Origin of the sequence: Collimonas rhizosphaerae, assembly GCF_038896935.1 — a bacterium.
GTDB lineage: Bacteria > Pseudomonadota > Gammaproteobacteria > Burkholderiales > Burkholderiaceae_D > Collimonas > Collimonas rhizosphaerae.
This window is the reverse complement of record NZ_JBANDC010000007.1, coordinates 259727-282633: the sequence shown is the minus strand read 5'-3', so window position 1 is coordinate 282633 and position 22907 is coordinate 259727. Positions and strand designations below refer to the sequence as shown.

At 65.5% G+C, this 22907-nt stretch carries 9 protein-coding genes; 8 read left to right on the top strand and 1 reads right to left on the bottom strand.

Translation table 11 applies throughout. The features are described 5' to 3' along the window. The first annotated feature begins 70 nt into the window (after positions 1 to 70). The 6 genes from V8G57_RS12570 (at position 71) to V8G57_RS12545 (ending at position 6177) form a co-directional block, all read left to right on the top strand. Positions 71 to 328: an MbtH family protein gene (locus V8G57_RS12570; RefSeq protein WP_092399349.1), complete on the top strand. Its 258-nt coding sequence runs from the start codon at positions 71 to 73 to the stop codon at positions 326 to 328. Between the two features lie 63 nt (positions 329 to 391). Continuing rightward, positions 392 to 1417: a TauD/TfdA family dioxygenase gene (locus V8G57_RS12565; RefSeq protein ID WP_342829672.1), complete on the top strand. Its 1026-nt coding sequence runs from the start codon at positions 392 to 394 to the stop codon at positions 1415 to 1417. Continuing rightward, positions 1411 to 2262, top strand: a complete 852-nt coding sequence (locus V8G57_RS12560) for an ABC transporter ATP-binding protein (RefSeq protein WP_342829704.1) — start codon at positions 1411 to 1413, stop codon at positions 2260 to 2262. Before V8G57_RS12565 ends, V8G57_RS12560 begins: the two co-directional genes overlap by 7 nt. Further along, on the top strand, positions 2259 to 4355 hold the full coding sequence (fhuB, locus tag V8G57_RS12555) for a Fe(3+)-hydroxamate ABC transporter permease FhuB (RefSeq protein WP_342829671.1): 2097 nt from the start codon (positions 2259 to 2261) through the stop codon (positions 4353 to 4355). Before V8G57_RS12560 ends, fhuB begins: the two co-directional genes overlap by 4 nt. Then, complete coding sequence (gene fhuF, locus V8G57_RS12550) at positions 4355 to 5179, top strand: siderophore-iron reductase FhuF (RefSeq protein ID WP_342829670.1); 825 nt, start codon at positions 4355 to 4357, stop codon at positions 5177 to 5179. The genes fhuB and fhuF overlap by 1 nt, the downstream gene beginning before the upstream one ends. Next, complete coding sequence (locus tag V8G57_RS12545) at positions 5176 to 6177, top strand: ABC transporter substrate-binding protein (protein WP_342829669.1); 1002 nt, start codon at positions 5176 to 5178, stop codon at positions 6175 to 6177. Before fhuF ends, V8G57_RS12545 begins: the two co-directional genes overlap by 4 nt. Positions 6178 to 6249: 72 nt before the next feature. Here the strand turns inward: V8G57_RS12545 and V8G57_RS12540 are convergent, their stop codons facing one another. Beyond that, on the bottom strand, positions 6250 to 8004 hold the full coding sequence (locus V8G57_RS12540; protein WP_342829668.1) for a cyclic peptide export ABC transporter: 1755 nt from the start codon (positions 8002 to 8004) through the stop codon (positions 6250 to 6252). A gap of 219 nt (positions 8005 to 8223) precedes the next feature. Between V8G57_RS12540 and V8G57_RS12535 the strand changes: the two genes are divergently transcribed. Together V8G57_RS12535 and V8G57_RS12530 are read left to right on the top strand one after the other, a co-directional pair. Then, entirely contained in the window at positions 8224 to 17886 is a 9663-nt protein-coding gene (locus V8G57_RS12535; protein ID WP_342829703.1) for an amino acid adenylation domain-containing protein, read from the top strand. Continuing rightward, on the top strand, positions 17886 to 22895 hold the full coding sequence (locus V8G57_RS12530; protein ID WP_342829667.1) for an amino acid adenylation domain-containing protein: 5010 nt from the start codon (positions 17886 to 17888) through the stop codon (positions 22893 to 22895). Before V8G57_RS12535 ends, V8G57_RS12530 begins: the two co-directional genes overlap by 1 nt. Positions 22896 to 22907: the final 12 nt, after the last annotated feature.

The window sequence follows — 22907 nt, the reverse complement described above, 5'->3', positions numbered from 1 at the left end:
GGGCGGCATTTGGGTGCACCGAGCGCCATCCGCCACCGTTTCCTGAATGCATTTTGAACGAGGCCTGAACATGACACAGACATTGAATTCCCCTGGCGCTGCCGCCGCAGAGACAGACGACGTTATCTATACGGTTGTCATCAACGACGAAGAACAGTACTCGATCTGGCCGACCTTCCGCGCCGTGCCGGCAGGCTGGCGCGAAGTCGGCGTGAGCGGCCCCAAGGCCGAATGCCTCGCGCATATCGAGTCAGCCTGGACCGACATGCGCCCGGCCAGTTTGCGCCGCCATATGGATGGCGCCGCGTCGAAGGCGCACCTATCGTAATTCAGGTAATCCGGCGCGCCTGGGCGATGTTCCTGGCGCGCTGTTCCTGCAAGAGGATTTCGCATGACACCACTTTCCATGCCGCAGCCCGCGCTCGATGACCTGCGTATCGCGCCGGGCCTGCCTACCGTTGTGGCGCCGAAAGACGGCGCCGATATCTCCCTGGAAGAGGCGATGCCGCTATTGCGCGCCATTGCCGACGATACCCTGGAACAGGCCGGCGGCCTGCTGTTCACCGGCTTCCGGGTGCCGTCGATCGAGTCATTCCAGGGTTTTGCCGGTTCGTTCGGCCACCCGCTGATCGGCTACGAATTCGCGTCGACGCCACGCAGCCAGGTCGAAGGCGCGGTGTACACGTCGACCGAATATCCGCCGCACCGCTCGATCCCGCTGCATAACGAACAGTCGTATACGCGCGAATGGCCGCTGCGCATCTGGTTCCATTGCGTGCTTGCCGCGGCATCGGGCGGCGCGACGCCGATTGCCGACAGCCGCGCCATCTACCGCGCGCTCGATCCGGCGCTGGTTGCCCGTTTCACCCGGCGCGAACTGCTTTACGTGCGCAATTTCGGCCAAGGACTTGACCTGCCGTGGCAGCAGACCTTCGGCGCGGACGATCCGCGGGTGGTCGAGCGCATTTGCGCCGCGCGCGGCATCGATTGCACATGGCGCGACGGCGACGACGGCGAACTGCTGCTGCGCACCCGCGAACGCTGCCAGGCGGTCGCCAGCCATCCGCGCACGGGCGACATGGTCTGGTTCAACCAGCTCAACCTGTTTCACCTGTCTGCGCTGGATGAGGAAATGCAGGAAGCGCTGGTCGATGCCGTCGGCCTGGAAAACGTGCCGCGCAACGTTTATTACGGCGATGGCGAGCCGATTGAAGCCGAGGCGCTGGCTGAAATCCGCAGCGTGCTGGACCAGCAGCGGATAGTCTTCCCATGGTTGTCCGGCGATGTGTTGATGCTCGATAACATGCTGACCGCGCATGCGCGCGACCCGTTCCAGGGGGTGCGCAAGGTGGTGGTGGCGATGGCGCAAAGCTATAGCGAACCGAAAACCGGCGAGCGGAAGGCGGCGTTCTGGTGAAAACGGTTGGAGCGGCGCTGGTGGCGCGCGGGTTGAAGGTTGGCTATCGTGAACAGGTGGTGCTCGACGGTCTCGACCTGTCGGTCAAGGCCGGCAAGGTAACCGCCTTGTGCGGGCCGAACGGCTGCGGCAAGAGCACGCTGCTGCGCACCCTGGCAGGGCTGCTGCCGATCCGTTCAGGGGAAGTGGAAGTGAATGGCGCACCGCTGGCATCTTACCGCCGGCGCGAGCTGGCCCGGGCGCTGACCATGCTGGCGCAATTCAACCAGATTCCCGCCGGATTGACAGTGCGCGAGCTGGTGGCCTATGGCCGCTATGCCTACGGCGGCTGGCTGCGCGGCTTGACGCGCGCCGATCACACCGCCATCGACCAGGCGCTGGCGGCCAGCGGGCTTGCGGGCTACGCGGAGCGCGATGTTGCCGCGTTGTCGGGCGGCGAACGGCAGCGCGCGTGGATTGCCATGGCGCTGGCCCAGCAGGCGCCCATCGTCTTGCTTGATGAGCCGACCACCTATCTCGACATACACCATCAGCTGGAAATCCTGCACGAGCTGCGCCGCCTGAACCAGGAGCATGGACTGACAATCGTCTGGGTGCTGCACGACTTGAACCAGGCAGCCGCATTCAGCGACGAAATCGTGCTGATGCGGACCGGGAAGATCATTGCACATGGTTCGCCCGACGCCATGCTGGCGCCACATTATCTGCACGAAACATTCGATGTGGCCATGCTGAAGATCGCTCATCCGCTGACGGGCGCGCCCATGTGCGTGCCGGCTTATGGCGATTCGTCCCAACCGGCATCGCTGCGCGAAGGCGGCGCCGGCAAGGACCTGGCGGCATGACCGCGTTGGCAGCAGGCAAACCTGCGCCGGCACTGGCAAGCCGCCACGCGCCGATGAAAAGCAGGGCGTGGCTGATCGGCGCGGCGCTCTTGCTGCTGATCGCCGCCGCAGCAGCCGCGCGCCTGGCGCCCGGCGTGCAGTTGTGGCTGGCGGCGTCCGCGCAAGGCGGCGACGCTGCCACGCTCAGCCGCATCCTGCTGTTCGACCTGAGCGCGCCGCGGGTCGCGGCGGCGCTTGTCGCCGGAGGTTGTCTCGGCGTGGCCGGAGCATTGTTCCAGGCGCTCACGCGCAATCCGCTAGCTTCACCCGACCTGCTCGGCATCACCAGCGGCGCCCAGCTTGGCTTGCTGGCGGCGATGATCTTCCCCGCGCTTGCCGGCCCAGCTTCGGTGCCGCTGCTGTTCGGCTGCGGCTTGGCCGCCGCGGCCTGCGTGCTGGCGGCTGCCGGCTGGCGCGCCACGCCGCTGCGGCTGGTGCTGGCAGGCAGTGTCTGCATGCTGCTGTTTTCGGCAATTGCGACCCTGGTGCTGGCGTTTTTCGAGCAAAACATCGCCGGCGCCGCATTGTGGGCTAGCGGCAGCCTCTATCAACCCGGCGCCGCCGGCCTCCAGCTCGCCATGGCCTGGCTGGTGCTGCCGCTGGTTGCCTTGCCGTTCGTGATCCGTCCGCTCAATCCGTTCGTGCTGGGCGATGACGCCGCCGCCGCCGCCGGCGTCCGGATCGATGCGACGCGGATCGCGGCCATGGTGGTGGCGGTAGGTTTTGCCAGCGTTGCGGTGAGCATTGCCGGGCCGTTGTCGTATGTCGGCCTGATCGCGCCCAACCTGCTGCGCCAGGTGCGCGGCGCAAAAGCATCGAAGCTGGGCGCCCTGGTGCCTTTATCGGCATTGGTGGGCGGTGCGCTGGTGCTGGTCACCGACAGCGCCGTGCTGGCGTTGGACCTTGACGCCACGTTGTCGACCGGGGTGGCGATCGCGCTGGTCGGCACGCCGCTGATGCTGGCCATGATCCGCAGCGGAATCGCCTGGCCGGGCGCAGCCGGAGCGGGTCAGGAGCGGCCGGCGTCTGGCGCCGGAACCCGCGCCGTGCGTGCGCTGACGGCGCTGCCGTGGCCCTTGTTCGCGGCGGGACTGCTGCTGGCCGGCTGCGCGCTGCTGTTTGCCGGCGCCTCGCTGGGTGCGCAGTCGATCAGCCCGGCCGGCTGGATCGCTGCGCTGGAAGGGCGCGACGAAGTAACCCGGATGCTGCTCGACCTGCGCCTGCCGCGCCTGTTATGCGCGCTGCTGGCCGGAGCGCTGCTGGCGGCGAGCGGGGTGCTGATGCAGAGCATCGTGCGCAATCCGCTGGCCGGCCCGGAAGTGCTGGGTGTCACCCAGGGCGCCGGACTGGCCACCTTCATTGCGCTGATCTTGTGGCCGTTCGCAGCCCATTCGACACTTGCCGCCGCCGCGCTCGCGGGCGGCGCTGCCACGTTGTTGCTGACGCTGCTGCTCAACCGCCGCCATCGTTATGCGCCGATGGCGGTGGCGCTGACCGGGCTGGTCCTCGGCACCCTGTGGACCACGTTGTCGCAATGGCTGATCACGCAGCAAAGCGTGCAGCCGGCGCGTTTTGTGGTCTGGCTGGTGGGCGGCACCTACGGCCGCAGCTGGGGCGAGGTGGCAACGCTGCTGCCTTGGTGCCTGCTGGCGTTGCCGGTGCTGGCGCTGTTGGCCAAGCCGCTTGACCTGTTGGCGCTGGGCGACGACCAGGCGGCGGCCCTTGGCTTGCCGATTGCCGTATTGCGGCCGCTGGTGCTGACCGTGGCGACGCTTGCCGCCTGTGCTGCGGTCGCCGCTGTCGGGCCGGTCAGTTTCATCGGCCTGATGGCGCCGCACCTGGCGGCAATGCTGGGCGCCCGCACGCACCGCACCCGGCTCTGGCTGGCTGCTGCCTGCGGCGCGCTGCTGCTGATCCTGGCAGATGTCGCAGCCCGTACGCTGCTTGCCCCGCGGGAGATTCCGGCCGGCGTGCTGACTGCAATGATCGGTGCGCCATACCTGCTCATCCTGCTGATTGCCCAGGCCCGGCGCGAGAAACGAGGCGGCCGCTGATGGACATCTTGCAGCGGGCTCCCGCGGCGGGCACGCCGGCACATTGCCTGGCCGGCCTTGCGCCCACATCGATGGCCTCCTATCTTGGGCAGGTCTGGCTTGGAACGCCGGATCAGAACCAGGCAGTCCCTGACAGGGAAGACGATGCCGCTGAATCCGTCTGCATACCGCTGACCGAGCTTGGCGCCTATCGCGCGGAACTGCTCGATGCGATGGTGTCGCACTATGGCGGCGACGCCGAAATCCACGCGCGGGCGCTGCTGTCGCAGTGGAGCAAATATTATTTCTGGCTGGCGGCGCCGGCCGGCATCGCCGCGCTGTTGCTGCGCCGTCCGCTGGACATGTCGCCGGCCCGCACCCAGCTGGTGCTGCGCTCGGGCATGCCGGCGGCGCTGTATTTTGCTGCCGACGCATTGCGGCCGCCCGAGAACGACTGCACGCGCTGCCATGCGCCGCTGATCCAGCACCTGCAGGCGGTGATTGAAACACTGGCAGGCATGGCGTGCATCGCGCCGCGCGTATTGTGGGGCAATGTCGGCAACCTGCTTGATTATCTGGCAGAACAGTGTGCGGCGCTGCCTGGTGCGGCAGAGGAGGTTGCCTGCCTGTTCCAGCCGATGCTGGTCACCGGCGAGCCCAATCCGTTGCGTTCGCCGGTGCGCCAGATCCAGCCGCGGTCGGCCTTGCTGCCGAATCCGTTTCGCGCGCGCCGCGTCTGCTGCATGCGCAATCAAATCCCGGGAGAGACAAATCTGTGCGCAAGCTGTCCATTGCTGTTGACGATGCGCGACGAAGCGCTTGCACTGCAGGAAACCATCCGTTGAAGAACCGTGCGCGGCGGCTTTGCGCGATAGCAGCGGCCTGTGCGGCGTTGTGCGGATCCCATGCCGATGCCGCAAGCGCCGGCGGCGGAAAGCCGGCTTGCGAACCGCTTTCCGGCAATCTCGTGGTGTCGCAGTTCCAGCCAGGGATTCCACAGCGGCCGCGGCGCATTGTGGTGCTCGAATACATGTTCGCGGAAGACCTGGCGGCGCTAGGCGTGACGCCGGTCGGCATGGCTGACGCTGCGAATTATGCGGGATGGTTTGACTATGACAAAGAGCGGCTGGCTGCCGTACCGGACGTCGGCACGCGGCAGGAGCCCAGCTTTGAAGCAATCGCAGCCTTGAAGCCTGACCTGATTCTCGGCGTCGGGCTGCGCCATGCGTCGATTTTCGCGGCGCTGAACCGTATTGCTCCCACCGTATTGTTCCAATACAGCCCTGACCTTGAAAAGAACGGCACGTCGCTGACCCAGCTCGATTGGGCGCGCAAGATCTTCCGCACCATCGCTTGCCTTGCCGGGCGCGAAGATGAAGCCGGCGCCGTCGAAGCCAGACTCGATGCCGGCCTCGCGCGTGACGCGCAGCGCATCGCGCAGGCTGGCCGCAGCGGAGAGCAGGTCGCCTGGCTGCAGGAACTGGGATTGCCTGACCGTTACTGGGCTTTCACCGGCAACAGCATGGCGGGAGGCGTGGCGCGTGCGCTTGGCGTTGAACTGGGATACGCCGCACCGACCCGTGAGGGCACTACTTACGTCACCTCTGAAGATTTGCTCAAGAAGCCGGGCATGGCGGTATTGTTCGTCAGCTCGACCGGCCCTGAGGTAGCGCTCAAGCAGAAACTCGATTCGCCGATCTGGCCCTTTGTGCCGGCACGGCGCGCAGGGCGGGTGGCGCTGGTCGAACGTAACCTGTGGGTATTTGGCGGGCCGATGTCGGCGCTGCGCCTTGCAGATACCATGACCGAACAATTGTTGTCGCTGCCGCCGCCGAAGCGTTGACGATGATATTCCTGTTTCACTGCCCGTGATGGATTGAACCCCGTCCCCGCGTCTTGCGGGAACGGGCGTCGTTCAGCCTTCGGTGCCGTTGGCAGCCATGACCGGCAGTGCGGCTGGCGCGCCGTAGGTTTCGCTGATGATGTTGCCGTTGTCCAGTTTCAATACACGATCGGCGAGCGGGAAATAGCGGTCGTCGTGGGTAATCACCAGCACGGTCTTGCCGCGTGCGCATAGTTCCGGCAGCAATTGCTCATAGAACACCGCTTTGAATGCCGGATCCTGGTCCGCCGCCCATTCGTCGAACAGGTAGAACGGCCGGTCCTCCAGGTAGGCCACCACCAGCGCCAGCCGTTTGCGCTGCCCGGTGGATAGCGCGCGGGTCGAGAATGCGCCGTTGACTACCTGTACCTTGTGGTCCAGCGCGAGCTTGGCGACCAGTGCATTTGCCCGTGCGTCAGCCTGCGCGCGCGAGGGATCGTTTGGATCGATGATGCCAAGCAGGGCGTCGAACAGGTGGAAGTCGTTGAAGACTGCGGTGAAGCGCTCCCGATAGGCGGCGCGTTCCGCCGAGCCGATTGCTTTGCCGTCGACTTCGATCACGCCGTCTTCAGGTTCGTACAGTCCGGTCAGCACTTTCGCCAGGGTGGTCTTGCCGCTACCGTTGCCGCCAACCAGGAACACCAGTTCGCCCGGCTTGAAGGTCAGGTTGATCGGTCCGACGCTGAACATCCGTTCGTCGCGCTCATGGAAATAGGAGTGGGTGACATCGCGCAGCACCAGGGTCTTGAACGGTTCATGCGACGCGCTTTCGCTGAGCTGCGGCACGGTGCGCAGGTTGCCGAATTCTTCCATTACCTTTTCGATGCGGTCCAGCGAGACGCGCGCCGCGTTCAGCGTCGGCACGTTGTTGAGCAGGCCGTCGAGAGGCAGCAGCATGAACAGGAAGACAACGATATAGCCGGAGGCGGCGGCTGCGTCGGCGCGTACGCCGAGCGTCGGCCAGAATGCGGCTGCACCGAGGAACACATAGAACAGGAACACGATCCAGCCGACGCCGACGGCGTATGAACTGAACGCGCGCCGGCGGTGGTCACGCACTTCGCCGATGGCCGCGCCGAGCTGGCCGTCGAGGAACTGGCGTGCGCGCGCCTGGTGCAGTTTCAGTTCTTTCGCGCCGGTGAACAGCGCGCCGAGATAGCCGAACAGCTTGTCTTGCGAACGGCCGGCCGCTTCCAGCGAGGCGATGGCGCGCTTGTCGCCGGTGTGGTAGCCGATCGAGCCGACCACGATCGCGGTCAGCGCCAGCAGGCATACCGGCCATGACAGCCAGGCCAGGTAGCCGAGGCAGCCGAAGACGATGGAGCCGTGCATCACGATGTTGGGCAGGGCGAAGAACAGCATCGAGACGTTAGTGGCGTCGTCGGTCAGCACCGATTGCACGGGGGCGGCGCCGATCCGTTCGACATCGCGCAGCTCGGCTGCGGCGACGCGCTTGGCGACGTGTTCGCGCAACTGCGCCATGGTGTCTTGCGACAGCCGTGCGAACAGCACGCCGGTAATGACCCTGGTAGCCAGCGCTATCACTGCGCACAATCCGAAGCGCAAGGCGAGCGAGCCGTCGGCTGCGCCGGATTCGGACAATGCGCGGTTCAGGGTCGCAACCAGCAGCACGCTGGCAATGCCGTTCAGCACACAGGCGGTGAGTGCGATCGCCAGGGCGCCGCGCGAGCGTTTGAGCAGGGCGATGATCAGGCGCATGGCTGGCTTGGCCTGCGCGCTGGATTCGGTAGGGGGCGGGGAAGCGTAAGGCTGGGTGGCAGCGGTCATCGGCGGTCAGTCGGTTGGGGGTTGAAAAAAATGAATGAAAAGAGGTTCTTACCCCTGATGACGAACGACCGCGGCAAATATTTAGGGCTTTGATGCGGGAGGTGAGAAAAAATATTTCCAGGCGAATTAAGTAAAAATTCCGGCGCGTGGTTCGTCAATCTAGCAAAGAGGCCGTACTTGCGGCCAGACCTAGAGGATTTTATGCAGCCATGTATGCCTATGACGAGCTTTCCGATTGCATTGCACCACCAGATCCGCGCACAAGCGCGGCTTGATCCCGATGCGCCCGCGCTGGCGTCGTTTTCGCCGCATGCCGTGCGCTTGTCGCGCGGCGAGCTGGAGCTCCGGGCCTCGCGCCTGGCCGCCCGGCTCCGTGCGGCGGGCGTCGCTACCGAGGTGCGGGTCGGCGTGTGCGTCGAACGTTCCTGCGACCTGTTTGTCGCCTTGCTTGCCGTACTGAAGGCCGGCGGCGTGTTCGTTGCGCTCGATCCGCGCCATCCGGCCGCTCGCCTGGACTGGATCGTGCAGGACGCCGGGCTGGCCCATGGCATCGTCGACGATGCCGCCGATGCCGCCATGCGCGCGCGTTTTGCGCAATGTTTCATTGTCGATAAGCCGATTGCGGACGGCGAGCCTTCGCCTGTCGACGAGGATGCGCCGGTAGATCCGCGGGCGGCGGCGTACATGATTTATACATCAGGGTCCACCGGCACACCGAAAGCGGTAGTGGTCGAACACGGACCGCTTGCCGTGCATTGCGATGCGCTGAATACATCGCTGCCGATCGGGCCGTCAGACCGCCTGCTGCATTTCGCCTCGGTGAATTTCGATGTGTCGATCGAAGCCTGGCTGGCGCCGCTGTCAATCGGCGCCAGCGTCGTGATCAGCGATCCGCCGCCGTTTCCGCCGGAGGCCGCGCGCGCCATGATGGAGCGCGAAGGCGTCACCAACACTACCTTGCCGCCTGCCTACCTGCGCGAATTCGCTGCCGCTTCCAGGCGTTTTGGGGTGCCCTCGGCGTTGCGCGTGCTGCTGTTCGGCGGCGAGGCGATGTCGCAAGATACTTTTAATGAAATCAGGCAGGCATTCCCCGATATCCGATTGGTCAACGGCTATGGCCCGACCGAGGCGATCATTTCGCCCATGCTGTGGCCGGTCGATCCCGCCAGCGTGCCAATCCTGGAGCCGGGCAACGGCTACGCATCGCTGCCGATAGGCTGGCCGATCGGATCGCCGCTTGCACGCACTGCGCGGATCGCCGGCCAGCCGCAAGGCGCAGCCGGCGAACTGCTGCTGGGAGGCGTATGCCTGGCGCGCGGCTATCACGGCCGCCCCGCGCTTACCGCCGAGCGCTTCTTGCCTGATCCGGCCGGCCAGCCCGGCGGGCGCATCTACCGCACCGGAGACCTGGCGCGCGGACGTGCCGATGGCGCATTCGATTACCTGGGGCGCATCGACGACCAGGTGCAAGTCCGTGGAGTGCGGGTGGAGCCGGGTGAAATTGCCGCTTGCCTGCTGGCCCATCCGGCTGTCGGTGACGCTGCCGTGCTTGCCGAAACCGCCGGCGGCCGCACTCAGCTGATTGCTTGCGTAGTGTTGGACGAAGCGCTCGGCGATGAAACATTGAAGGCGCATCTCGCTGCGCATCTGCCGCCGGCATGGCAGCCGCACCGCTTCGTCCGCCTGGAGCGCCTGCCCTATACGCTCAACGGCAAGCTGGACCGGGCCTCGCTGCGCGACGCCGTGGCTGCGCTGTCGCATGCGCCCGGCGCCGATTACCTTGCTCCGGCGACAGCTGTCGAAAGCGGTCTCGCCGAACTCTGGCAACGGCTGCTGAACGATGCTTCGCCTATCGGCCGTTCAGACCGTTTCTTTACGCGCGGCGGCGATTCGCTTGCCACCATGCAGCTGCAGGCAGCGATCCGAGCCGAATGGCGGGTGAACCCGCGGCTTGACGCGCTATTCGACAATCCCTCGCTTGAAGAACTGGCGTTGCTGATCGAGCGCAGCGAAATTGAAACACAGGTGCGCGCTATTCCAGTGCAAATGTCCCGGGATCGAAACGGCGCGCCCTTTGTTGACCGTCCGGCATCGTTCGCCCAGCAGCGTTTCTGGGTGCTGGCGCAGACCCGCGATGCCGGCTCCGCCTATCACATCGCCGTGCAGTGGGAGGTAACCGGCGCCTTGAAGGCCGATCTGCTGCAGCGCGCACTTGACCACCTGCTGGAACGGCATGAAGCCTGGCGCACCACGCTGGTGGAAAATGACGACGGCATCGTAATGCAGCGCATCCATGCAGTCTTGCCGGTACAGATAGCAGAAATCGATTTACGCCCATACAGCGCCACGGAACGTGCGGCGAAGGCGGCCGAACTGGCGGAACGCCATGTGGCTGAGGCATTCGACCTGTCGCACGGGCCGCTGGTGCGCGCCACCTTGCTTACGCTGGCCGGCGATTCGCAACGCCTGCTGCTGACCAGCCACCACTCGGTCAGCGACGGCTGGAGCTCGCGTTGCGCGTTCAATGAATTGACGGCGGCCTATGCGGCGTTCGCCAGCGGCCAGGCTGCCGGACTGCCGGCATTGCCGATCCAATATGCCGATTACGCCCAATGGCAGCGTGACTTGCTGGCCGCAGGCGAGGGCGAGCGCCAGCTCGGTTATTGGCGCGACGTGCTGCGCGACGCGCCCGGGCCGCTGGCGTTGCCGCTTGACCGTCCACGCCGCGCCGACCGCGACTATCGCGGCGGCCGCGTGGCGCTGCGGCTCTCCGAAGAGACTTCCGACGCGGTGCGCGAACTTGCCCAGCGCACTCGCGCTTCGCCGTTTACGGTACTGCTGGCTGCCTTCGACGCCTGGCTGTACCGCCTGACCGGAGTCACCGATATCGTTGTCGCCGTGCCGATCGCGCACCGGCAGCATGCGGAAACCGCGCCGCTGGTCGGCTTGTTCCTGAATACCCTGGCACTGCGTGCGCAGGTTGCACCGCTGCAGTCGTTTGCTGCCTTGCTGGATGCAGTGCGCGTGACCGCCCTGGATGCGTTTGCATGCCAGGATGTGCCATTCGAGCAGGTGCTCGACGCCGTGAAGCCGCCGGTGCGGCGTGGTGACGAGTGGCTGAGGGTCAAGTTTGCCCAGCAGTTCGACCTTGAACTGGCCGCCGACCTGCCGGGCGCGACCGCGCGCATGTCGCCGGGGCCGGATCTTGCCGCACGTTTCGATTTTGCGCTGGATTTCACCGACGACCCGCGTGGCATCGAACTGGTTGCCGCCTATGCGCTGGACGGCATCGACGCCGGCACGGCGCAAGCCTGGCTCGACAGCTTTGCCGTGCTGGTCGCGGATGCGGTGAGCGATCCGACACGCGCAGTCGCCGAACTGGTTTGCGCCGATAACGCCGACTATCTTGCCGCACGGCGCGGCCGTTCGCTGCCGCAGGAATTCGACAGCGTATTGGCGCTGGTCGCACGGCATGCCAGCGAAACGCCGCACCGGATTGCGCTGGCGGACGCCGACACGCAACTCACTTTCGCCGAACTGGACGACGCTTCGGACAGGATCGCGCTGGCGCTGCAGCAGCAAGGAGCCGGCGCCGAGCAACCGGTTGCGGTCTGCATCGAGCGCTCGGTGCACTTCGTCGTGGCGCTGGTCGCTGTGCTGAAGTCGGGCGCGTATGCCGTGCTGCTCGATCCTGCCCAGCCCCAGGAACGGCTGGCGGCAGCGGTCGACGCCTGCCAGGCGCGATGGATCCTGGTTGCCAGCCAGGCAGGCTCGGCGCAGCACATCGGCGCTGCCCAGGCACTTGGCCTGGACGCGCTTGCGCAAACGCCGTTGCTCGCCAATCGCGCAGCACGCCGGTTGCCGCCTGCGCCTGAACAGGCTGCTTACCTGATCTACACCTCCGGTTCTACCGGCACGCCCAAGGGCGTCGTGGTTTCCCATCGCGCGCTGGCCGATTATGTGCAAGGGATGCTGGACGAGCTGGCGTTCAGCGCCGATGCATCGATGGCGATGGTGTCGACGGTGGCGGCGGACCTCGGCCATACGACATTGTTCGGCGCCTTGTGCTCGGGCCGTACGCTGCACCTTCTGCCGCGGGAATGTGCCTTCGATCCGGACCGGTTCGCGCACGAAATGCGCACGCGCAAGGTCGGCGTGCTGAAAATCGTGCCCAGCCATCTGCACGCGCTGCTCGACGCCCAGCAGCCAGCCGACGTGCTGCCCGCGCATGCCCTCGTGATGGGCGGCGAAACCTTGCCGTGGGCGCTGGTGGAACGCATCGCGGCGCTCAAGCCCGGCTGCCGCGTGATCAATCATTACGGCCCGACCGAGGCTACTGTAGGTGCGCTGAGTTGCGACACATCGGCGCCGGCGCAAGCCGGACTGCGCGCTGCAGCGATGCCGGCGCAGGGCGTGCCGCTCGGCCGTCCTTTGCCGAATGCCTATGCCTGCGTGCTCGACGCGAACGGCGCCAGCGTGCCGCCAGGCGCGATCGGCGAACTGTATCTCGGCGGACCGGGCGTGGCCCGTGGTTACCTGGGCAGGGCGGCGGCTACCGCCGAAAGTTTTGTGCCGCATCCATTCGCCCCAGGTGAGCGCATCTACCGCACCGGCGACCGCGTGCGGCTGCGCGCCGATCGGCGCCTGGATTTCCTCGGCCGCCAGGACGACCAGGTAAAAATCCGCGGCTACCGGGTCGAACCCGGCGAAATCAGCGCCTTGCTGCGTACGCTGGAAGGAGTGGCGCAGGCCGAAACGCTGGCGGTCGAGCACGAAGGGCGCATGCGACTGGCGTCGTTTGCAACGCCGCGCGCTGGAACCAGGCTGAACGAAACGTCATTGCGCGAAATGTTGTCCTTGCGCTTGCCAGATTACATGGTGCCCGCCGTGCTGCTCGCACTTGATGTATTGCCTGTCACAGCCAACGGCAAGGTTGACCGTCAAGCGTTGCGGGTGCTGGCCGCCGCGCCGGCGCCGTCCGTGGCGGCAAGCGATGCACCGCGCGGCGAGATCGAAGAAACGCTGGCGGCAGTCTGGAAAGATGTGCTGAAAGCCGAGCGGGTCGGTCGCGAAGACAATTTCTTTGAACTGGGCGGGGATTCGATCCTGGTGCTGCAGGTGATCGCCAGGTCGCGCAAACGCGGCGTGCGCTTTACGCCGAAACAGTTGTTCGACGGTCCGACAATTGCGCAGCTTGGCCAGGCAGCAACTGCCATCGAGGTTGCAACAGCAGCTCAGCAAGCGAAGCCCGGCGCGCCAAAGCGTGAGGGCAACCTGGTGCTGACGCCTGCGCAACTGCGTTTTTTTGCACTCGATATTCCACGACGCGGCCATTGGAACCAGTCAATCAGGCTGAACCCGCAAGAACCGCTCGATCTCGATGCATTCGCACGCGCGTTCGATACCTTGCTAAAACACCACGACATCTTCAAGCAGCGTTTCACGCAGAACGGTGCGCAAGGCGCGTGGCAGGTCACGCAGGCGTCGCGGGCATTTGATGCCTTGCCGCTCGCAGCCGGCGCTGCACGGGATGAAAACGATGCACTGGCGCAGTTCGACGCCCTGCAGAGCACGCTGGACCTGGCGCACGGCCCGATCGCCTGCGCCTTTGCAGCGGCTTTGCCTGATGGCAGTACGCAACTCTATTTCGCGATTCACCACGCCATCGTCGACGGCGTATCGTGGCGCGTATTGCTTGACGACCTGGATGCCGCCTACCGTGCAGCGCGTGAGCGGCGCAGCGCGCGTCTCTCGGCCGCAGGCGCCAGCGCTCAGGAATGGGCTGCCAGGCTGGCGCTTGCCGCCGCGGATTCTTTGTTCCTGGATGAAGTGCCATACTGGGCGCCGCTTGCCGCGCCTCACCAGGACCTGGCGCTTGACCACCCGCAGGCAGTCGCCGACAACGCCGGTGCCGACATCGTGGTGCAAGTGCTGGACGCCGAACTCACGCGGGTTGCGCTGACGGACGCCAACGCCGCCTATCGTACGCAAATGATCGAACTGCTGATCGCAGCGCTGGCGCAGGCACTTTGCGACCATACCGGGCAAACGTCCTGCCGGCTGGAACTGGAAGGACATGGCCGCGAAGCATTGTTCGACGACATCGACGCCAGCCGCACCATCGGCTGGCTGACCAGCCACTATCCGGTGGCGCTGGCGGTCGAAAACACGCATGCCGCAACGCTCGGCGCAGTCAAGGACAGGCTGCGGGCCGTGCCGCATAAAGGACTCGGCTTCGGCGTACTAAGCCATTACGGCGACGCTGCCACCCGCGCCAAGCTGGCGGCTGTGCCGCGTCCGCGCGTGACGTTCAACTATCTTGGCCAGTTCGATGCGCCGCGCGATGCCGCGCTGGTGCCGCGTTTCGGCGGCGCAGGCTGCGAGCGCGATCCGGCCGGCCCGCTCGGCAATGCGCTGGCGATCCATGCCTATATCGATGCCGACGGCCCGCGCACGTTGAAGGTGCACTGGGTCTATGGCAAGACCCAGTTTGAACGCGCCACGATCGAAGCCTTGGCGCAGCGTTTCGAAGCAGCGCTGGCCGGATTGACTGCCGCCTGCGCAGCGCGCCTGGCGCAACGCGGCGGCAGCGCCACTCCCGGCGACTATCCGCTGGCGCGCACGGCAGGCCTGACGCAGGATGTGCTGGAGCGGTTGCCGTTCGATCTGCGCACAGTCGAGGACATGTATCCCTTGTCGCCGATGCAACAAGGCATCTTGTTCCATTCCCTGTTCGCACCTGAACAGTCGACCTATGTGAACCAGCTGGTAACCACATTGACGGCGCCGAACGTGGCGCGTTTGCGCACAGCTTTCGAAGCGTCAGTTGCACGCCACGACATCTTGCGCACCGGCTTCACCCCCAGCGAAGCGGTGCCGATGCAGATTGTGCATCGCCAGGCGCAGATGCCGGTTCAAATCCTCGATTGGCGCGAGCGCGGCGCAAGCGCCCAGCCGGCGTTCGAGGACTGGCTCGCGCAGGACCGGGCTAGCAGCTTCGACCTGGCCGCGCCGCCCCTGATGCGGGTTGTGCTGATCCGCATGACGGACGACGAATGGCGGCTGGTCTGGACGCGCCATCATCTGCTGCTGGACGGCTGGAGCACGGCGCGCTTCTTTGCCGATGTGCTGCGTGATTACATCGAACCGCCGCGTCCTCAGCTGTTTGCCGCGTCTGGCAAGACCCGTTACCGCGATTTCATTGCCTGGCTTGGCGCGCGTGATATTGAACTGGAGCGCAGATTCTGGCAACAGCGCCTGGCCCGCCTTGACGAGCCGACACGGGTTGCCGAGCGAGAAGCGGAAGTCGGTCGTACAGCCGAACATCGCACCTGGCGCGCGACGTTCGCCGCCGATGCGACGACGCGCATGGCTGAAACCGCGCGCAGCCTGAAAGTAACGCTGAATACGCTGGTGCAGGGCGCATGGGCGCTTGCGCTGCAGCGCATGACCAACCAGCCGGCGGTGGCGTTCGGCGCCACGGTGGCAGGCCGACCCGATGCGCTGCCTGACGCCGACACCGTGCTTGGTTTGTTCATCAACACCTTGCCAATCATCACCGTGCCTGCGCCGCAGCGCTCGGCGGCGGCATGGCTGCACGAACTGCAGGGCGATAACGCTGCCGCGGCGGAGCATGCGCATACGCCGCTGTACGAAATCCAGCAATGGGCCGGACAGGGCGGGGCATTGTTCGATACGCTGGTTGTATTCGAAAACTATCCGGTCGATGAAGCATGGCAGGGGCGCGACGAACGAGCCCTCAAGATGCATGGCCTGCGCAACATCGAAGCGACCGATTTTGCCTTGACGCTGGTCATCGAGGCAGGAACGACGCTGACCATCGATTACGGCTACGATGCCGCGCGCATCGGTGAAGCGCGCGTGGTTTCCCTGCATCGCGCGTTTGCAGCGGCCGTCAACGCCATTGTCGCCAATCCGCAGGCGGCGCTCGGTACGATGGCAATCACGACCGATGACGACCTGATGACGCTGGCGCGCCATAACGCCACGACGCAGGCCTGGCCCGATGCACAGCAAATCGCGCTGCACCGCCAGTTTGAACGTGCCGCCGTTGCAAGGCCGGAAGCGGTCGCGCTTGAGTTCGTTGACGCACAAAGCCGCAAGCAGCAGATAAGCTACGGCGAACTCGATCAGCGCGCCAGCCGCGTCGCCGCGTCGCTGCTGGATGCCGGTGTCCGTCCCGATAGCGCCGTTGCCCTTTGCCTGGAGCGTTCTTTCGACATGGTAGTGGCGCTGATCGGCGTATTGAAGGCCGGCGCGGCTTACCTGCCGATAGATCCGGATTATCCGCCTGAACGCATCGCCTATCTGCTCAGCGATGCGCAACCGGCAGTAGTGATCACGCAAGCCCATCTGCGTGAGCGCGTCACCGCTGCTGTTTTGCACGCCGAGGCGCGCATCCTTACTGTCGATGAACTGATGCAAACTTCCACAGCCTTGCATCAGGCTGCGGATCTCAGCGCCGACCAGCTGGCCTACCTGATCTACACCTCCGGTTCGACCGGCAAGCCGAAAGGAGCCGGCAATACCCACCGCGCGCTGGCGAACCGGATTGCGTGGATGCAGTCGGCATACCGGCTGCGGCCTGACGACGTTGTTTTGCACAAGACGCCGTTTGGCTTCGATGTATCGGTTTGGGAATTCGTCTGGCCGCTGGCGGTCGGCGCCAAGCTGGCGATCTCCGCACCGGGCGACCACCGCGATCCGGCACGGCTGGTGGCTGCGATAGAAACGCACCGGGTGACGACGCTGCATTTCGTGCCGTCGATGCTGGCGGTTTTCCTGGGCTATCTCGACGACTTCAAAGCCGCCGCACGCTGCCAGAGCATCGAACGCATAGTCGCCAGCGGCGAGGCGCTGGCGCCGGAACTGGTGGCGCGCGTCGCGCAGCTGTTGCCGCGCGCCCGGCTCCACAACCTCTATGGCCCGACAGAGGCCGCCATCGATGTGTCGCACTGGACTTGTGAAGCGGACGGCAGCCGGACGGCTTCGGTGCCGATCGGCCATCCTATCGCCAACCTTCAGCTGCATGTGCTGGACACGGCTTTGCATCCGGTGCCGGCAGGCGCCGCAGGCGAACTGTACCTGGGCGGCGCGGGCCTGGCGCGCGGCTACCTTGGCCGCTCCGGACTCACGGCTGAACGCTTCGTGCCGGATCCGTTCGTGCCTGGCGCGCGCCTGTACCGCACGGGCGACCTGGCGCGCCGCCGGGCTGACGGTGCACTTGACTATCTTGGCCGCATCGATACCCAGGTAAAACTGCGCGGCCAGCGCATCGAACTCGGCGAAATCGAAGCTTTGCTGCGGACGGCTGCGGGTGTGCACGATGCCGTGGTGATCGTGCGCAACGAGCAGCTGATCGGCTACGTCGCGCGCGGCGCCGGCAGCACGCTCGATCAGGGCCCGCTGTTCGACCTGCTGCATGCGCAATTGCCCGCATACATGGTGCCGGCGCAATTGATTGAGCTGGATGCGCTGCCCGTCACCCCAAACGGAAAATGCGACCGCAACGCATTGCCTGCGCCGGTGCGCCAGGACAAGCCGGCAGCCGCCTTGCAGACCGATACCGAGCGCGAACTGGCCGCTATCTGGCAGCGGGTGCTGCGCCTCGACACCATCGACCGCGACGATGATTTCTTCATGCTCGGCGGCCATTCGCTGCTGGCGACGCAAGCCAATGCCCAGGCCAACCTGCATTGGACGCTGATGCTGCCGCTGCGGACACTGTTCGACGAACGCACGCTGGCGCGCTGCGCGGCTGCGATCGATCTGGCGCTGGCCGAACGGAGCGCCAGGCCGGGGCCGGATACCGCCAGCGCGATCGATGCGCTGCTGAGCGAACTGGAAATGGAAACCGACTGATGACTACTGTGAAACCTGACCTGCTTTCCCTTGCCGCCCGTTTTGCGCAATTACCGGATGCGCAGCGCAAGCTGTTTCTTCAGAAACTGGCTGCAGCGGGCATCGATTTCCGCCTGCTGCCGATTCCGCCGCGCACCGAGCGCACGGCAAGCGTGCCGGCTTCGTTTGCGCAGATGCGCCTGTGGCTGCATGCGCGGATGATCGACGAACCGGCGGCCTATCATATTACCGAGCGGCTGCAGCTCGACGGTGCGCTCGATGCCCATGCCTTGCGCCTGTCGTGCGATGCACTGATCGCGCGCCATGAAGCCTTGCGCGCCACTTTCACCGAAAGCGCAGACGGTGTGCAGCAGACAGTGCATGCGCCGGTGCGCTGTCCATGGCACAGCATCGACCTGAGCAATGTCGCTGCGTCCGAACGCGCCGCGCGTGCAGAGGAAATCGCGCGCAAGGATGAGGCAGAACCGTTCGACCTGACGCATGGGCCGCTGATGCGCGCCTACCTGATACGCCTGGACCAGAACACGCATTGGCTGGCGATCACGCTGCATCACATCGTATCGGACGGCTGGTCGGTCGACGTCATGCTGGCCGAACTGGGATCGTTTTACCGTTCATATGCGATGAAAGAGACGGTTTCGCTGACGCCGCTGCCGATCCAGTACGCCGACTACGCCTTATGGCAGCGCCGCTGGCTTGACGCTGGCGAACGGGAATCCCAGCTGGCGTTCTGGCGTGGGCAACTGAACGACAGCGTACTGATACTGCCAGGCGCCGCGCCTCGTCCGGCGCAACGCAGCGCACGCGGTGCGCGCCATTTGTTCCGGATCGATGCCCGGCTGGCGCAGCAAGTGCGAGTCCTGGCCAATGCGCAGCGGGCAACGCCGTTCGCGGTGCTGCTGGCGGCGCTGAATGCATTGCTGGCCCGCGCCTCCGGCGAATCGCAGATCCAGGTCGGGGTGCCGGCCGCCAACCGCGAACGCGGTGAAACCGCCGGACTGATTGGTTTTTTTGTCAACACGCTGGCGCTTGCCACGCGGATTGGCGTCACGCAGCCGTTCGCGGCGCTGGTGGAGCAGGTGCAGCGCGGCTTGATCGATGCACAATCGCACCAGGACGTGCCGTTTGAACAGGTGGTCGAAGCGCTGGGCGTGGTGCGCAGCGCAAGCCATAACCCGCTGTTCCAGGTAATGGCTGCCTACGGCGCACGCAGGCATCTGCCATCGCTTGCCGATGTCTCCATCACCATGCTGCCTTCCGGTTCGCCATTCGCTAAATTCGACCTGACGCTGGGTTTCGAGGAAAGCGACGACGGCGGCATTGATGCCGGCCTTACTTATGCGCTTGACTTGTTCGATGCCGATGCCATCGAGCGGCTGGCGGAACGTTTTGTCACATTGCTGGCGAGCGCGGTTGCCGCGCCTGCAACGATGGTCTGCGATTTGCAATGGCTGCCGCCGGCCGAGCGCGCGCAGCTGGATGCCTGGAATTGCCCGCAAGCGCATCAGCCGGCTGCATTCAAGGCGGTGCACGAACATATCGCCGAGCATGCGCGAACCCGGCCGGATGCGCGCGGCGTCGCCGATATGGATCGTTCGCTGACCCGTGGCGAAGTCGACAGGCGCGCGGCGCGGCTGGCGCAGCGTCTGGTTGCCGCCGGCGTCAGCGCCGAGATGCGGGTCGGCGTCGCGCTCAGCCGTTCGGTCGATTTGCTGGTCGGCCTGATCGCGGTGCTGAAGTCGGGCGGCGCTTTTGTGCCGCTCGATCCGGCCCATCCCCGGGAACGCCTGGCGCAGATCCTCGATGATGCGCAGATTACGCATGTCATTGCCGAAGACCAAAGTTTGGCGGCGCTGCCGGCTTCGGATTCCCTGCGCATCTGGCGGATTGACGGCGACGACAGCGGCGCGGATGACGCCGGGATTGCGCCGGCAGTACTGCCGGCCGTCGCGCCGACGCAGGCCGCTTATGTGATCTATACCTCCGGCTCGACCGGAAAACCGAAGGGCGTGGTGGTCGACCATGGCTCTTTCGCCCGTCATTGCGCGGCAATCGCCGAACGCTACGGCGCTGGCGAAGACGATGTGTTCCTGCTGTTCCAGTCAGTCAATTTCGACGGCGCGCACGAAGGCTGGTTTTCTCAATACATGTCGGGCGCAGCCGTGGCGGTGACCGCCGATACGCTCTGGCCGCCGGCGCTGACCTGCAAGATGATGGTGCGCGAGGGCGTCACCATGACCTACGTGCCGCCCGGCTGCGCCACGCAGCTGGCCGAATGGGCGCTGGCGCACGGCGCGCCGCCTGCCTTGCGTTCGCTGACGGTGGGCGGCGAAGCGACATCGCGCGAGGCGTTCGCGCTGATGCGCCGTGCATTCCCGAAAGTTCGCATCGTCAACGGCTATGGTCCGACCGAAACCGTCATCACGCCGATGCTGTGGATGTTCTATCCGCACGACGATGCCGCCAGCCTGGCGGACAGTGCTTACCTGCCGATCGGCACCCTGGTCGGCGCGCGTACCGCACATGTGCTGGATGCGCGGCTCAATCCCTTGCCGGTGGGAGTGATCGGCGAACTGTTCCTGGGCGGGGAAGGCGTAGGAGTGGCGCGCGGTTACCTGGACCGGCCCGCGCTCACTGCCGAGCGTTTTGTGCCGGACCCGTTCGGAGCGCCCGGCGCGCGGCTCTACAGTACGGGCGACCTGGTCAAGCGGCGCGCCGATGGCGTATTCGATTTCATCGGCCGTGTCGATCATCAGGTGAAGCTGCGTGGCCTGCGTATCGAACTGGGTGAAATCGAAGCGCAGCTGGCGGCACATGAAGATGTGCGCGAAGCGGTGGCAATCGTGCACGGCAAGGGCGCCCAGGCGGCGCTGGTGGCTTATGTCGAATTGAGCGACGAGGCCCGCCAGCGTCCGTTGCAGGCTGACGCAGCCGAACTGGACGCCCATCTGCGCCACACGTTGCCCGACTACATGGTGCCGGCGCATATCATCGTGCTGGATGCCTTGCCGCGCAATACGAACAGCAAGGTCGACCGCGCTGCGTTGCCGGAGCCAAAGCGGGTAGAGCGCGTGTACGAATCGCCCACGGCCGGCGTCGAGACGGCATTGGCGCAGATATGGCGCGAGGTGCTGGGCGCCGAACGGGTCGGCCGTGCCGATCATTTCTTCGAACTGGGCGGCCATTCTCTGGCGGCGGTGCGAGTGGCGACACGGGTGGCCGAGCGGCTAGCGTACGACGTGCCGGTGCGCGCGCTGTTTGAAGCGCCAAGCCTGGCGCAATATGCGCAGCGGGTGCTCGCTTCGGTCCGTACGGAACCGATGTTTGAAACCGAATTCCATGGGGCGGATGCCGCTGTCGCTCCCGACGCCAATGGCGTGCTGCCGCTGTCAGCCGCGCAGCTTGGTTTGTGGTTCTTGTGGCGCACCCAGCCGGAGAACGCTGCCTACAACATTCCGATTGCATTGCGCCTGCACGGTTCGCTCGATGCCGGCGCTCTGAGCGAGGCTTTCTCTTTGGCGGCTGCGCGGCATCCTGCTTTGCGCACCAGATTGGTCGAGCGGGCAGGTGGCCTGCCAGGCCAGTGTATCGACCGGCACTGGCAGGCCGCGTTGCCGGTAATCGACCTGAGCGGCGACGCATCGGCGACGGCAAGCGCCGTCGCGCTGACCGACGAAGATGCGCTCACGCCATTCAATCTGCTTGGCGCCGGACCGCTGTGGCGGGCAAGGCTGCTGCGCCTGGCAGCCGGCGACCATGTGCTGTCGCTGGTAGTTCATCACATCGTGTCGGATGGGCAGTCGATCGAACTGTGGTTCGACGATATCCGCACCACTTATGCCGCGCTGGTTTCTGGTTCCGCACCGGCGCGTGTCGCGCCTGCGCCATTGCCGGCAATGCCGGTGCTGCCGGTGCTGCCGGCGACGGCGCCGCGGGCGCGGCTGGCGTTCTGGCGCAGCGTCCTCGGCGATGTGCCGGCCAGCGTCTTGCCGGCGCCTTCATCCGGGCGGACCAGCGAGCCGCGCTGGGCGGCAAGCCGGATTGCCTTCGCGCTGGATGACAGCCTGGTCCGGCGCGCGCGTGCAATGGCGCTTGAAACCCATGCCACCTTGCCCATGTTGCTGCATGCGGCGCTGAACGTAGCGTTTTACCGTGCGACTGGCGCGGTTGACCAGCCGGTCGGCGTGCTGGCGTCGACGCGCGAACTGACGGGCGACGCCGCCCGCCTTGCGCTTGGGCTGTTCATCAATGCGGTAGTGGTGCGCATCCGCCTTGCCGGCAAGGATTCTCCCGCCACGGTCCTGGCTGCGGTGCGTGACGGCGCACTTGCCGCTTATGCCCATGCCGATACGCCATTCTCCGATGTGGTCGCTGCATTGCGTTTGCCGCGCTCGGCGATCGGCAATCCCTTGTTCCAGGTGATGTTCAACTACATGCGTCCGGCCGCCGCCGGGCACGATTGGGCCGGCCTCGCGCTTAGTGAATTCAACGATGTCAGGCACCGTGTGGTGTTCGAGCTGGAGCTGGATATCGTAGAACATTCGGACGGCCGCGTGACCGGAGCATTCTCGTATGCCAACGAACTGGTCGATGGCCCGTTTGTCGAGGCGCTGGCAACGGATTACCTGGAGGTCGTGCGCCTGTTCGTCGACGCGCCGCATGCAGCGCTTGGTACGGCCGAGCCTCGCTTCACCGATGTCACGCCGCAGGATCTGGCGACGGTAAATACAGATGGAATCGACGAGTTGCATGCAGAAGCCGGTCATTTTTCAGAGGCGCTGCAAAGAGTCTGGGATGGCTTGTTCGATGGCGACGCGCCATCGCGTGACGCCAACCTGTTCGAAGCCGGCGCCACTTCATTCGATATCGTGCGCTTCGTCGACGCGGCGAGGACTGCGGGTTACACGCTGACCATCGTCGAAGTATTCGCTGCACCGTATTTCTCGGTTCTGGGCAAGCGCCTGGCCGCGCGGTCTCCGGTTGCGATGGCGCTGCGCGATGCGGGCTGAAACCGGATTTTT

Excerpts from the sequence above, each read along its gene's own strand:
- fhuB (WP_342829671.1), top strand. The coding sequence starts at position 2,259 with ATGACCGCGTTGGCAGCAGGCAAACCTGCGCCGGCACTGGCAAGCCGC.
- fhuF (WP_342829670.1), top strand. The coding sequence starts at position 4,355 with ATGGACATCTTGCAGCGGGCTCCCGCGGCGGGCACGCCGGCACATTGC.
- V8G57_RS12535 (WP_342829703.1), top strand. The coding sequence starts at position 8,224 with ATGACGAGCTTTCCGATTGCATTGCACCACCAGATCCGCGCACAAGCG.
- V8G57_RS12530 (WP_342829667.1), top strand. The coding sequence starts at position 17,886 with ATGACTACTGTGAAACCTGACCTGCTTTCCCTTGCCGCCCGTTTTGCG.
- V8G57_RS12540 (WP_342829668.1), bottom strand. The coding sequence starts at position 8,004 with ATGACCGCTGCCACCCAGCCTTACGCTTCCCCGCCCCCTACCGAATCC.
- V8G57_RS12570 (WP_092399349.1), top strand. The coding sequence starts at position 71 with ATGACACAGACATTGAATTCCCCTGGCGCTGCCGCCGCAGAGACAGAC.
- V8G57_RS12565 (WP_342829672.1), top strand. The coding sequence starts at position 392 with ATGACACCACTTTCCATGCCGCAGCCCGCGCTCGATGACCTGCGTATC.